The sequence below is a fragment of the Laedolimicola sp. genome (genome assembly GCF_051972735.1).
Taxonomy (GTDB): domain Bacteria; phylum Bacillota; class Clostridia; order Lachnospirales; family Lachnospiraceae; genus Laedolimicola; species Laedolimicola intestinihominis.
The window spans coordinates 1-12,876 of the sequence record NZ_JBOKYU010000056.1 but is presented as its reverse complement, the minus strand read 5'-3'; the positions used below and the strand labels follow the sequence as shown (position 1 = coordinate 12,876).

Genomic DNA, 12,876 nt, shown 5'->3' with positions numbered 1-12,876 from the left:
GCCATTTTCCCGCTCCGTAATTCTGTCCGCAGAACGTTGTGTTGGCCTGTCCAAACGCCATGATGGGAAGATATACAAAATTTTCCACCTTAAAATAAGCAGTGAAGGCCGCAATGCTTACGATTCCGAGGCTGTTGATCTGCGCCTGGACAATCAGGTTGCTCAGCGTAATCACCATAGACTGAATCGCCGCCGGAATCCCGATTTTCAGGATTCTCCCGCAGACCTGCTTCTTAAGCGCAATATCACTGATCCGTAACCGGCATTCGAAATCCGGCTTCATTAGATGGCCTACCGTAAATACAGCCGCCATCATCTGCGATACCAGGGAGGCCAGCGCCACTCCTTCCACTCCCATGTGCAGCACGCACAGGAAGAACGCGTTTCCCGCCACATTGGCAATTCCGCCTATCAGCTGATAATTCATCGGCGAGCGCGAATTCCCGAAGGCTCTTAAGATTCCGGAACCGATATTGTAAAAAACCATGGGGAGCATACTGAGAAAATAAATTCTGATGTAGGCAACGGCCAGATCCATAATATCTTCCGGCGTATTCATCAGACGCAGCATAGCCGGCGTGAGAAATATCCCGAACAGAATCAGCAGGGCAGAAGCCGTCAGCGCCAGTCCCGCCGCGCAATGAATCAGATCATGCAGTTCTTTCTGATTTCCTGCTCCGTACGCATGGGATACCGACACGCTTACTCCCACGCTCATTCCGGTAAAGAAGCCCAGAACCAGGGTAATCAGAAGACTTCCCGCGCCGACGGCTGCCGCCGCGTCCGTGCCCAGAAGCCTTCCCACAAAAATCAGATCGACGGTATTATACAGCTGCTGAATCAGGCTGCTCCCCAGAAACGGCAGCGCAAATAAAAGCATTCCTCTGCCAATGGCTCCCTGTGTTAAATCTCCCCGCTCAGCCTGCCTCATCTGCTATCATATACTCCCTTATTCCATACGCGACCAGGGCTGTGCCTTCTTCCACAGATAAACCTGTATTATAATAGAAGACAACCCCATCCTCTTCCGCGTAATACTTCTTGATTACTTCTCCGTAAAAATCCGTACAGTATCCCAGAAGCTCTCCCCGGGCCACTTCCACATTTTCATGGAGATCCGTATGCCAGATTCCCTTCGTATCCGAGGTAAGATAGATGGTTCTGGGAACTACCGTTTTTTTACACACCTGTTCCTCTGTTTCAACATCACCATACATTTCCAAATGCTTCAAAAGCAGGAAAATATCTCTGTAATAAGCGTCTACCCACTCCTTTTTGCAGAATCCGCCATATCCCCGTTCTACCAGAAGTCCGGGAACCTTATGATAATTCGCGGCGTAAGAATACTGCCCCGCCGTAGCCGTCGAAGCTATCAGCCACGGGATATCCAGGGCGCGCGCCGCAGCCAGCGCTTCCTCCGTCACAGCCTCCGCCAGCGGATAGAAGAGACAGGGCGTCAGGGGCTCCTGCTGCCCCCCGGAATGCATATCCATCATAAAATCAATCTCATCGAAAAAATTACGCACAAAATAATCCGCAATCCGTTCTCCCGTGGTTCCGCCCTCTTTTCCCGGATACTGTCCGTTCAGATTGAAATCGTCCTCCGGAATCAGGCCAAAGGTTCTCTTAAAAAATCCGCTGGTATTGACGCAGTGAATAAAAATCAGGTTTCCGTTCAGCTCCTCCGGCTGAATCTCCCCTGCCGCCCGTATCACGGCGGGAATAGCCGGGTATTCTCCCGCATGGATTCCCGCTGTAATCAGAACGGTCTTTCCTTTTCCGCAGCCGCAAATCAATGTCGCCGGCATCGGATACATTTTTTCCTCTCCTGCTTCTTCCACCGGGATTTCTATCGTCACTCTTCTTTTTTCTCCCGGCTGTAAAGAAAATCCTGCAATCTTCCACATGGTATGGTCCTCTCTTTCTTGTCATGCATACAGATGACAGGCAATCCAATGTCCTTTCTCCACCTCCCGGAGCTGCGGCCTCTCTGCAGCGCAAATCTCCATGCATTTTTCACAGCGGTTCCGAAACGGACAGCCTGTCGGACGCTCCAAGGGGCTTGGAATCTCGGAATCCAGGCTTTCTATCTCTTTTTCAAAATCCATATCCAGAGAAAATACCGCACTTTTTAACGCCTCTGTATAGGGGTGGCAGACGCCGCGGCCCAGCTTCTTTCCTTCCGCAAGCTCCACCACAAAGCCCAGATACATAATTGCCGTTCTGTGGGAGACGGAGCGGATCAGCGCCACGTCATGACAGATGAAAATAATCGACGTATGCTTCTCTCTCTGAAGCTTTACCAACAGCTCCACGATACTTTTCTGAACCGATACGTCCAGCGCCGATGTGGCTTCATCGCAAATCAGGACCTCCGGCTCCAGGGCCAATGCGCGCGCAATCGCCACACGTTGCTTCTGGCCGCCTGACATACTGTGCGGATACCGCTCTGCAAATTCCTCCGGAAGCTCCACCATCTTCAGAAGCTCCCGCGCCTTCGCTGCTTTTTCCGACGGTTTTATCAGTCCATAATTTTCCAGCGGTTCGCACAAAATATCCTTTACCTTCATTCTGGGAGAAAATGAGTCCGTCGGATCCTGAAATACCATCTGAATATGACGGCGCATTTTCCGCTTTCTCTCCCCCTTCCAATCCGCGACATTTTCGCCGAACAGGAGAAGTTCCCCATCGGTGGGTGGCTCAAGCAGCGACAGCACGCGCACCAGCGTACTCTTGCCGCATCCGCTTTCCCCGGCAATTCCCAGGGTCTCGCCTTCATAAAATTTCAAAGATATATCGTTGTTTGCGTACAAAGGGCGTCCGTCGGGGGCTGTAAATACCTTATTTAAATGACGAGTCTCCAAAATTGGTGTTTTTTCCTTACACATAGCCTTCTCCATACATATTCGGAACCGCAGCCAGCAGTTTTCTGGTGTATGCGCAGCCCGGCTGCTCCAGTATTGTCTTCCGGTCTCCCTCTTCCACAATCCTTCCATTCTGCATAACCACAATCCGATCTGACATATATGCCGCCACGCCCAGATTATGGGTTACCAGGATAATGGAGGTTCCGTGATTTTTCCGCAGCTCCATCATCTGACGCACGATCTGCGCCTGTGTCGTCACGTCCAGGGCAGCTGTGGGCTCGTCAGCCAGCAGCAGCTCCGGTTCAAAGGTCATGGCAATGGCAATTCCGACCCTCTGACGCATACCGCCGGACAGCTGGAAGCCGTAGCTCTTCATAATGCGCTCCGGCTCCGACAGCCGCATGGCTTCCAGCATGGCCACCGCCTTTTCTTCCGCCGCTTTATGGCCCAGCCTTTCATGCTTCTGAATATATTCTATATACTGCGAGCCGATTTTACGTATCGGATTCAGCATAGCTCCGGAATCCTGGAAAATCATAGATATCCTAGATCCCCGGAGCTTCTGCATTTCCTTTTCGCTGTATTTAGGAAGAGACTTTCCCTCAAACAAAATATCGCCGGATACCAGCTCTCCTTCCTGTGGCAGAAGTCCCAGAATGGAACGTATCGCCGTAGTCTTTCCGCTTCCGCTTTCACCTACCAGGCTGATAATTTCTCCTCTTTTCATATGCAGGGAGAAATCACGCAAAAACGGCTGTCCATGATATGCAACTGTTATGTTCTCTATATCCAGCATGGGAAAGTCCCCTTTTCTATTTATTCTTCTTATTTATGACGCCGGTGTGATATCCTTTGTTACCCAGTAGTAGTCGCACACATAGCTGTGAACGCCTTCTACAGAAGCTGCGGAGCAGAGATTGAAATTATAGGCGCCGCTGCAGATGGTCGCCACGTCCTCCATCAGGATTTCCTGCATCTGTGTAAAAATTTCCGTCCGCTTTTCCGTATCAAATTCGCCGATCAGCTGTTCATACAGCGCGTCGTATTCTTCATTATGATAATTTCCGTAATTAAAGCTTGTATCGGTAATCTTTCCGTACCAGTGCTTCAGGAAGTTCTCCGGATCTCCGGTAGGTGTGGTTACTTCATTGTTGAACATCAGATCAAAGCCCTGGGATACCCGCAGGTCTACTACATTTTCCGGCATGGAAATGGTGCTCTTGATTCCGATTGCTTCCAGCTGGACCCCATACGCTTGCGCAATTACGTCCTGCTGACGGCTGGTTGTCGCTACAATACTGATGTCGATATTTTTGCCGTCCAGTTCGCGGTATCCGTCTCCATCGCCGTCTACGATACCGGCCTCGTCCAGCATAGTCTTAGCTGCCTCCGGATCGTAGCTGTACGGGTTATCCAAATCATAGCCGGGTACCGGCGTATTATTGGTGTAAGTATAGGAGCCGCCTGTGGATACATCGCACACGGTCTGACCGTCAATTGCCGTCATCACCGCTTTTCTCAGGGTATCATTGCCCAGCACTCCGTCAAAATTGATAAACCAGTTGCACACACGGTTTCCACCGGTGACGTCAATCTGATAGGTATCCGCATTCTCCAGAACCGCTCTGTCAGACGCCGCAATGTTGATTCCCATGTCTGCAGAACCGTCCTGCAGGGCCATTGCGCGGGCAGAAGCCTCCCCAAGCTTCATGACATTGACTGTCTCAAAGGGTACTTCACCGTCCCAGTAATTGTCATTTTTTACCAGCTGGATATCATGCTCCGGATCGTTGGATACAAAGCAATAGGGTCCTGTACAAATCGGTCCGTCCGCAGCGATATCGCGATCCGCAGAGCCAGCCACATCGATAATGCCATACCAGGGATACGCAAGGCAGCCCGGCAGGTCTACGGTCGGCTCACTTGTTACAATCGTCACAGTCCAGGCTTCATCGTCTGCGCTGATACTGTCATATGTGAAATAATTCCAGGGGTTTCCATTTCCGCCCTTATTGGGATCTGTCACCTCAAATAATCTCTCCAGGGATTCCTGAACCTTTGTCGCCGTCATCGATTCTCCATTGGAGAAGGTTACATTTTCTTTCAGCTTTATGGTCCAGGTCAGCTGATCGTCCGCTACAGACCAGTCTTCTGCCAGCCACGGCGACACGGTGCCGTCGTCCTCAAAACGGGTCAGGGTTTCCAGCGCGCCCCAGCGCATTACAAACCAGCTGTTCCAGTCATCTGCCGGATCCAGGGTTGCGCTGGTCAACTCTGTCGCCACATTTAGCTGTGTTTTCGCGCTTCCTCCGTCTGACACTGCTTTCTGCTCTGTTCCTGCGCTGCCGCCGCATGCTGTGATACTGCCCGCAAGGCACAGGCTAAGGGCAAGGGCAATCAGTTTTTTTCCGTTCATCTTCTCTTTCTCCTCTTCTTTCTTCGTTTTTCTGTTGCATTTGGATCTATCATATCTCTAATACAGTCACCCCAGAGATTAAAGATGACTACCGTAATAAAGACCGCAAGTCCCGGACAAAACAGCAGCCACGGGCTGCTCAGTATATAGGTTCTTCCCTCGCTCAGCATATATCCCCATTCCGGTGTGGGGGGCTGGATTCCAAAGCCAAGGAAGGACAGGCTTGCCAGCGACAGCATGATGGTGCCGATATCCGTCGCTGCCGTAATGATCATCGTAGGAAGCGCGTTGGGCAGCATATATCTCATCAGGATTCTGCTGTGTCTGGATCCTGAGATTTCCGCCGCGGATATATAAGTCCTGTTCCGTATCTTCAGCACCAGGCTTCTGGATAGTCTGGCATATCTGGTCCAGCTTACCGCCGCGATTGCAATCATGGAATTTTTCAGGCTTGGCCCGAGAATTCCCGCGATTGCCATGGCCAGAATCAGATCCGGGAAGGCGATCATCATATCGCCCACTCTCATGATTACCGCGTCTGCCACTCCGCCGAAATACCCGGCTATGATTCCAAGAAAGGTACCCACAACCAGGATTACCGCCACCAGAATCAGTACGCTGTATACACTGGTGGTCGCCCCGCAGATCACCCGGGAGAACACGTCCCGCCCCAGCGCGTCGGTTCCGAAATAGTGATCTTTTCCGGGCGCCTGGAATGCGTCGCTCAGTGACGCGCTCAACGGATCGTAGGGAACGATTTTGTCCGCCAGGAACGCCACTGCCAGAATAAGGAAAACCAGAATGGAAAGCACCGCAAATCTTGTATTCTTTTTCATCCGTTCTCCCCCTCCCTGGTCCTCGGATCAATGTAATGATAGGATATATCCACCAACAGGTTTACCACCATATAGATCAGGGCTATCCACAATACGAAGCCCTGGATCAACGGATAATCCCGCGCTTTCACCGCTCCCACCGCCAGGATACCCAGTCCCGGATAGGAAAAAATAATCTCCACCACCGAGGTTCCTCCGAGAAGCGATCCAAAGGATAGCCCCAGCATGGTAACCAGCGGGAGCATGGCGTTGGGAAGAACCTGGCGGAACAGTATTTCCCACTGATTCATTCCCCGGGCTCTCGCGCCTGTCACGTAATCCTGGTGCAGCTCCTCCAATACCGCCGTGCGCACCTGTCTGGAATATTTGGAGGCCATGGCAATGGCCAGCGTAATCCCCGGCAGCAGCATCTGTTCCATTCCGACGGAGCTGCTCGCCACCTTTACCAGTCCCAGCTTCAAAGCGAAGACATATAATAAGATCAGGCCAATCAGGAAGCCCGGAAGTGAAATACCCAGGAAAGAAAGAAAGCGAACGATATAATCCGCTATCCCGTCCTGTCTGACCGCTGAAAGAATTCCAAGGGGAACCGAAACAATTAACATCAGCCCCAGGGAAAACAGGGCCAGCCGGAACGTTGCCGGCAGCCTTTTCATCAGCAGCTCCAGTACCGGGGCGCTTTTACTGAAGGAGGTTCCAAAATCTCCGTGAAAAATACCGCCTATCCAGTCCACATATTGCTGTAAAAAGGGTTTGTCCAGTCCCATGGACTGCCTGGCCTGCTCCAGCATTTCCGGACTCGGGGTAATTCCCAGGGAATCATACATAGCTGTGGCCGGATCGCCCGGCGCAAGGTATGTTAATAAAAAGGTCAGAAAGGAAATGCCTATCAGCACTACGCACATCTGGATAAGTCTGGATACGAGCCTGTTCTTTTTCACTGTTTTCCTCCGTTTCAGCAATAAAAAAGCCATGGATACTTTTGCATCCATGACCGATTTTACATGGGAAATAAGCCTTCGCAAATAGATCGTTCGCTAAGGTTGCTGCATAGCAGTTCTCCTGACTCACATATTCAGGGAAGAAGCCCAGCGAACTCTCCTCGCCTTCTCAGGTTTACCCCAATGGCGGACTTTCATCTAAGGATCGTTCTTTATGTATACAGTGGCGGTACCGTCCATGATTTCCACATGATTCTCTATTCTTTATCAGCCGCCGTACGCGACTGACAACACTATGCCCGTTTATTTTACTTGATTCCTCTATATCTGTCAAGATTTTTCCATTTTTTGTCTTCCGGTAATTCAGCCTGTCCTTTCGGAAACAGGAATTATTTCTCTTTCTGTCCATACTTTCCTTGACCCGCTTCTCTTACATAGGTATAATGGGCATAGATTATTCTCAATACAAAATCAGGTATAAGGAAATCAGACAAATGGATTACAAACTTTTGCTCGACACCGCCGTCATGGCGGGGGAGCTGATGCTGGCCAACGGGGCTGAGACTTACCGGGTGGAGGATACCATGCAGCGGATGCTGGAGCTGTCGGGACTGAAGACCGCCGAGGCCTTCGTGATGGTGACCGGATTTCTGGTCACTCTGGACGACCCGTCCATCCAGTCCATGACGGTGACCCGCCGGATTCACAGCCGTGGCACGAACCTGAGTATCATCGACGAAATTAACAGTATTTCCAGAGGACTCTGCGGCGGGGAGCTGGAACTGGAGGAAGCCTTCCGGAAGATTAAAAAGCTGAAAAAGGAACCGCATCCGCCCCAGGCTTTTCTGCTGGCCAACGCAGGCGTGGCCGCGGCCTTTGCACTGACCTACGGCGGAACCTGGCAGGAGGCCTTTGTGGCGGGTGTGGCCGGATTTTTCATGGCCATCTGCCTGTATCTGTGCAGCTGCATGAAGCTGCCCTCCTTCTTCGGAATCCTGCTGAGCGCTGTGGTAATCTCACTGTTCGCAGGCGGACTTCTGAAGTTTCTTCCTATTATAGGGAACCTGGATTCCATCATCATCGCGGCCATTATGCCCCTGGTTCCCGGCGTAGCCATCACCAACGCGGTCTTTGACACCCTGCACGGGGATTATATCTCCGGCTCCGCCCGGATGATGGAGGCCTTTGTGGTCGCCGCCTCTGTAGCTATGGGTATTGTCATCGGACTTCGTTTCATTCAGTAAGGAGGTTTTATGCTGATACAGGTTATCGGCGCGTTTTTTTCCGTTGTGGCCTTTTCTTTTCTGCTGCACGTACCGCGCAAATATATCATCTGGGCCGGTTTCACCGGCGCGGTGGGCTGGTGGATCTATCTGTTTCTCATCGGAATCAATCTGTCTGTGGCCATGTCCACCTTTCTGTCCGGCTGTCTCGTCTCCCTCTGCGGCCAGATTTTCGCAAGGGTCCTGAAGGCTCCGGTCACGATTTTCGTCATCCCGGGCATCTTACCGCTGGTGCCGGGCGCGGGCATGTTCCGCATCGCCCACTCTGTCATCCGTTCCGACGGAATGACTTCCTATTATATTATTCAGACACTGATTGTGGCGGGAATGATCGCCCTGTCCATCATGGTGGTGGACAGTATTTTCCGCTTATTTTTAAAGACCAAAGGAGATTGTCATGTGGATCGCAGATAACTGGACCGATTATGAGATACTGGATACTTCGAAAGGAGAAAAGCTGGAGCGCTGGGGCGATTACCTGCTGGTGCGGCCGGATCCCCAGGTCATCTGGGATACGGAGCGAAAGCTGCCTGGCTGGAAGCGCATGAACGGCCATTACCACCGCAGCAAAAAGGGCGGCGGCGAGTGGGAATTCTTCGACCTGCCGGAGCAATGGACCATCCAGTATCCCCTCTGCCAGGGCAAGAATACCTTAACATTCAATCTGAAGCCCTTCAGCTTCAAGCATACAGGCCTCTTCCCCGAGCAGGCTGCCAACTGGGACTGGTTCGGTGAAAAAATCCGCAATGCCGGACGTCCCGTAAAGGTACTGAATCTCTTCGCCTACACCGGCGGAGCCACACTGGCCGCCGCTGCCTCCGGAGCTTCTGTCACCCATGTGGACGCTTCCAAGGGCATGGTAGGCTGGGCAAAGGAAAACGCCCGTTCTTCCGGACTGGGTGAGGCTCCTATCCGCTGGATTGTGGACGACTGTGTGAAGTTCGTGGAACGTGAAATTCGCCGTGGAAATCATTATGACGGCATCATCATGGACCCTCCCTCTTACGGCAGAGGCCCAAAAGGAGAAATCTGGAAAATTGAAGAGGCCATTCACCCGCTGATCCGTCTCTGCGCCCAGCTTTTGAGCGATGAGCCGCTGTTTTTCCTGGTAAATTCCTATACCACCGGACTGGCCCCGGCGGTGCTGACTTATATGATCGCCACAGAGCTGAAGAAATATAACGGTACTGTCGATTCCCAGGAGGTAGGGCTGCCCGTAACCGCATCCGGACTGGTGCTGCCCTGCGGCGCAAGCGGACGCTGGGAAACTAAATAGCTTTTTACAAAGTCAATGGCGGCTGGAGGTTCCGGCCGCTGTGTTTCTGTCTAAATGCTAAGGTTTCTTTTACATTCCAGATTATGTTTCATGGGATGCCCATTCGAAGCCTCTGTAATATTTAAAATTTCAAAGGAGGAATCATTATGAGTAGCATTTATATTGACCCGCAGGTTTACACCGGCCGTCCCGTCAGCCCGGAGGGCCGTCTGGAAAAGGAAATGGCTGTCTATGACCTGCTGGATGAACTTCAGATTCCCTACACCCGTGTGGATCATGGAGTAGCCATGACCATCGAGGAATGTCAGGGTGTGGATCAGCTTCTCGGTATTGAGATCTGTAAAAATCTGGTGCTTTGCAACGCCCAAAAAACGAAATTCTACCTGCTGCTGATGCCCGGGGATAAGCAGTTCAAGACCAAAGACCTGTCCAAACAGATCGGTTCTTCCCGCCTCTCCTTTGCCCCGGCGGAGTATATGGAGAAACTGCTGAATGTGACGCCGGGATCCGCCACGGTTATGGCCTTGATGAATGACCCGCACAATCAGGTACAGCTCATCATCGATGAGGACGTGGCCGCCCATGAGGAATTTGGCTGCCATCCCTGCATCAATACGTCCAGTCTGCGGATGAAGACGGAGGATATGCTGGAGAAGTTTCTGCCGGCGGTGCATCATGAAGCTATTTTTGTGAAGCTGTAATAAAGCCTCTGGCGTTCCAAGTTTAAAATTTCACCTGCCACGCCGATTCTTTGATTCTATTTATATTTGATTTCAGTTTTCTAAGCATTAAAAAAAGAGAGGCGTTCTTCTATTATTATATGTGGAAAGAACGAATCTCTTTTATTTTCACACTCTGCTTAGCATCTGCAGAACATACAGAACAGCTGCGCCAGACAGAAGCTCCTGCACAGCTTATCCATGCCTTCCGCCTGCCGCTGATAGGACTGACTGTTCTGGCTATATACATTTTCCGCATAACGGAAGCTCTGGAGTGTCCGCTGATAAAGCGGGTTATTCGGCTCTAACTGCAATGCTTTCTGAATCTGTGCCACCGCCAGCATCTGATTATTCAGACCATAGTTGGCCAGGGAGCTTAAATAGTACCATCGGGCGTTCCGCTCAGCGCCGGGCATACCGTTCAGCACCGAATCCGCGAACTGGTATTTTCCCATATTGATGAAGTCTATGGCCTGACGCATGGTTTCGCTGTCGGTGCAGACCTGCCGGGGGCGCTCCGGTCCCATGCGCATCCCCCAGAAACCGAAGAAATCCTCGAAGCTTCCGAAACCGCCGTAAGGGCCGCTGCCATAAGTGCCATTTCCACTATTTCCATACGGACCGCTGCCAAAGGGACCGTTTCCAAAAGGATTCTGCCCGTAACTGCCTGCTCCGCCATAGCTGCTCTGCCCATAGCCGCCATAGCTCTGCTGCTGTCTCCGGTATTTCTCCGGGTTATTCAGCATATCGTAGGCCTCGTTAAGCTCGTTCATTTTCTCCGCTGCCTGCGGATCGTCCGGATGAAGATCAGGATGGTATAATTTTGCCTTCTGACGATAGGCTTTTTTTATCTCTTCCCTGGTGGCGTCCCGGGACACCCCAAGTACTCTGTATGGATCGTCAACCATCCGTTTTCTCCTTTCCACGTATTTTCGCGTAATACTGCTGCCAGATGCCGCCGTAGAGGATATCGCGGAGCAGGTGTTCGTCCTGCACCAGCGGCAGCTTTTCAAAGACCTCCATGGCATTACCCAACGGAAGCCCCAACACCGGTTCCATCTCTTCCGGTTTTTTCTTCATCTCAAAAAGAGGGTTATAGTTACCCGTTTTCATGTCCTTTTTATAATCCATAGTCGCATCCATCAGATAGATGAAGCGACCCAGCTCGTAGCCGAAGACCCTGAGACTGTTGCTCCAGAAATCCTCCTCGTACACAAAGAGCTCCGAGAGCATCTTGCCGGAACAGTTGATGGCCTGATCTGCATTGGCGCCCGGCGCCTGCTCGATGAAATCCAGCTCCTGGAGACTGTCTGTGATGGCCTTGCACTGACGGGGGTAAGCCTTTTCCACTTCGTCATAGGCCTTTTTCAGCTTATCACCATACCAGCGTTTTCCGGCCTTTTTTTCATCCTTCCAGTCATCCAGTGCCTTATAATAAGCCAGGGCCACGGTCATATCCGCCGCGTATTCCGTAAAACGGTTCTCCACGCCGCTGCGGGGCCGCAACGGATGGATGCCGCAGCGGAAATCCGTCGTCTTCTCTTTCGGCTCATACAAAGAAGAAAGGAACAGAATCACAAAAGTCATATCGTAGCTTAAGCTCATCCGCTCCAGTTCCCCATATCTCATTTTCAAATTTCTGCAGAGTCCACAGTAGACGCTCTGGTAGCGTTCCTGCTCTTCCTTTGAAAGCTTCGAACGATTACATTCTATATATCCGAACATTCGCTCACTCCTTTATGCTTCACGGCTTCGCGAATTCATTTTCCTCACAGTGCTGCTTAGTATTTAATCTTACCATGCATCCTGTCAATGTCAATGGCTTTCACAGTTCTTTTAGACTCTTTCTTCTTTTTTAATTTTTTACAGATTTCTCTAAAGGAATTCTACCCGGCCATCCTCGATGTGGTAAACCGCGCCGACCACCTGCATTCCTTTCTCTTCCATTTTCGCGATATCCAGGCTGTGCTCAATGAGCGCCATACTGCGCCGGACATTCAGACAGCAGGCTTTGAAATCATCCTTCTCGTCGCCGATGGCCAGCTTAATCTCGTCGGTAATGAACTTGATATAGCCTTCCGGATCGTGATGAATCGCCGCGTCCACCGCGCCGCAACAGGTGTGGCCCAGCACGACGATAAGAGGACTTCCCAGATGGCTGGCTGCATATTCAATGCTGCCCAGCTGATGGTCGTCAATGACATTTCCGGCTACCCGAATCACAAACAGGTCGCCGATGCCTGCCGAGAAGATGCTTTCGGGAATCACCCGCGAATCGGAACAGGTGACAACGATCGCGTAGGGATGCTGGCCGTGCTCTTTGGTATACAAGCGCAGCGCTCTGGAGATATTGCCCTTTCCGGTCTCGGAGTCCAGGTACTTTTTATTGCCGTCCTTCAGTTTCTTCATGGCCTTATCAGCCGTCATGATAAATGGTTTCATACACTCCGCCCTTTCCTCGGTTTGCGCATGTTTTCAGCGCATCCAGGTATCCCCGTAGGGGGTTTCCTCTGTTTGCGCATGTTTTCAGCGCATCCA

Annotated in this window: 14 protein-coding genes and 1 riboswitch; of the genes, 4 read left to right on the top strand and 10 right to left on the bottom strand. The window is 51.4% G+C overall.

Annotated elements, in window-relative coordinates; translation table 11 throughout:
• The 7 genes from ACTRC3_RS10595 to nikB all read right to left on the bottom strand — a co-directional run.
• The coding region (locus ACTRC3_RS10595) for an MATE family efflux transporter (protein WP_440323041.1) at window positions 1–931 on the bottom strand (931 nt) is incomplete at its 3' end.
• The gene (locus ACTRC3_RS10590; protein ID WP_440323040.1) at window positions 918–1,907 is read right to left on the bottom strand and encodes a hypothetical protein; all 990 of its coding nucleotides are present in this window, start codon (window positions 1,905–1,907) and stop codon (window positions 918–920) included. The genes ACTRC3_RS10595 and ACTRC3_RS10590, both read right to left, overlap by 14 nt.
• Before the next feature lie 21 nt (window positions 1,908–1,928).
• Complete coding sequence (locus ACTRC3_RS10585; RefSeq protein ID WP_440323039.1) at window positions 1,929–2,789, bottom strand: oligopeptide/dipeptide ABC transporter ATP-binding protein; 861 nt, start codon at window positions 2,787–2,789, stop codon at window positions 1,929–1,931.
• Between the two features lie 91 nt (window positions 2,790–2,880).
• Complete coding sequence (locus ACTRC3_RS10580) at window positions 2,881–3,663, bottom strand: ABC transporter ATP-binding protein (protein WP_440323038.1); 783 nt, start codon at window positions 3,661–3,663, stop codon at window positions 2,881–2,883.
• 33 nt (window positions 3,664–3,696) lie between these two features.
• Window positions 3,697–5,283, bottom strand: coding sequence for an ABC transporter substrate-binding protein (locus tag ACTRC3_RS10575; protein WP_440323037.1), 1,587 nt, complete (start codon window positions 5,281–5,283; stop codon window positions 3,697–3,699).
• Window positions 5,280–6,119, bottom strand: a complete 840-nt coding sequence (nikC, locus tag ACTRC3_RS10570; RefSeq protein WP_440323036.1) for a nickel transporter permease — start codon at window positions 6,117–6,119, stop codon at window positions 5,280–5,282. The genes ACTRC3_RS10575 and nikC overlap by 4 nt, the downstream gene beginning before the upstream one ends.
• Window positions 6,116–7,060 (bottom strand): nickel ABC transporter permease, encoded by a 945-nt coding sequence (gene nikB, locus ACTRC3_RS10565; protein ID WP_262670768.1) that lies wholly within the window; start codon window positions 7,058–7,060, stop codon window positions 6,116–6,118. Before nikB ends, nikC begins: the two co-directional genes overlap by 4 nt.
• Before the next feature lie 94 nt (window positions 7,061–7,154).
• A riboswitch (cobalamin riboswitch) is annotated at window positions 7,155–7,373 on the bottom strand.
• 181 nt (window positions 7,374–7,554) lie between these two features.
• On the opposite strand from nikB, the gene ACTRC3_RS10560 reads away from it, so the two are divergent.
• The 4 genes from ACTRC3_RS10560 (at window position 7,555) to ACTRC3_RS10545 (ending at window position 10,320) form a co-directional block, all read left to right on the top strand.
• A complete protein-coding gene (locus ACTRC3_RS10560) occupies window positions 7,555–8,304 on the top strand; it encodes a threonine/serine exporter family protein (RefSeq protein WP_440323035.1) in 750 nt (249 codons plus the stop codon).
• Between the two features lie 9 nt (window positions 8,305–8,313).
• Window positions 8,314–8,757 carry a threonine/serine exporter family protein gene (locus tag ACTRC3_RS10555; protein WP_349163845.1) on the top strand — a complete coding sequence of 148 codons (444 nt, stop codon included), beginning with the start codon at window positions 8,314–8,316 and terminating at the stop codon, window positions 8,755–8,757.
• Window positions 8,741–9,619: a class I SAM-dependent methyltransferase gene (locus tag ACTRC3_RS10550; protein ID WP_440323034.1), complete on the top strand. Its 879-nt coding sequence runs from the start codon at window positions 8,741–8,743 to the stop codon at window positions 9,617–9,619. Before ACTRC3_RS10555 ends, ACTRC3_RS10550 begins: the two co-directional genes overlap by 17 nt.
• A gap of 146 nt (window positions 9,620–9,765) precedes the next feature.
• The gene (locus ACTRC3_RS10545) at window positions 9,766–10,320 is read left to right on the top strand and encodes a prolyl-tRNA synthetase associated domain-containing protein (protein WP_440323033.1); all 555 of its coding nucleotides are present in this window, start codon (window positions 9,766–9,768) and stop codon (window positions 10,318–10,320) included.
• A 158-nt stretch (window positions 10,321–10,478) separates the two neighbouring features.
• Here ACTRC3_RS10545 and ACTRC3_RS10540 read toward each other — a convergent pair whose 3' ends face one another.
• The 3 genes from ACTRC3_RS10540 to ACTRC3_RS10530 form a co-directional block, all read right to left on the bottom strand.
• On the bottom strand, window positions 10,479–11,246 hold the full coding sequence (locus tag ACTRC3_RS10540) for a DnaJ domain-containing protein (RefSeq protein WP_349163848.1): 768 nt from the start codon (window positions 11,244–11,246) through the stop codon (window positions 10,479–10,481).
• Entirely contained in the window at window positions 11,239–12,063 is an 825-nt protein-coding gene (locus ACTRC3_RS10535) for a DUF5685 family protein (RefSeq protein ID WP_349163849.1), read from the bottom strand. The genes ACTRC3_RS10540 and ACTRC3_RS10535 overlap by 8 nt, the downstream gene beginning before the upstream one ends.
• A gap of 150 nt (window positions 12,064–12,213) precedes the next feature.
• Window positions 12,214–12,780, bottom strand: a complete 567-nt coding sequence (locus tag ACTRC3_RS10530) for a carbonic anhydrase (protein WP_178039264.1) — start codon at window positions 12,778–12,780, stop codon at window positions 12,214–12,216.
• Between the last annotated feature and the right edge of the window lie 96 nt (window positions 12,781–12,876).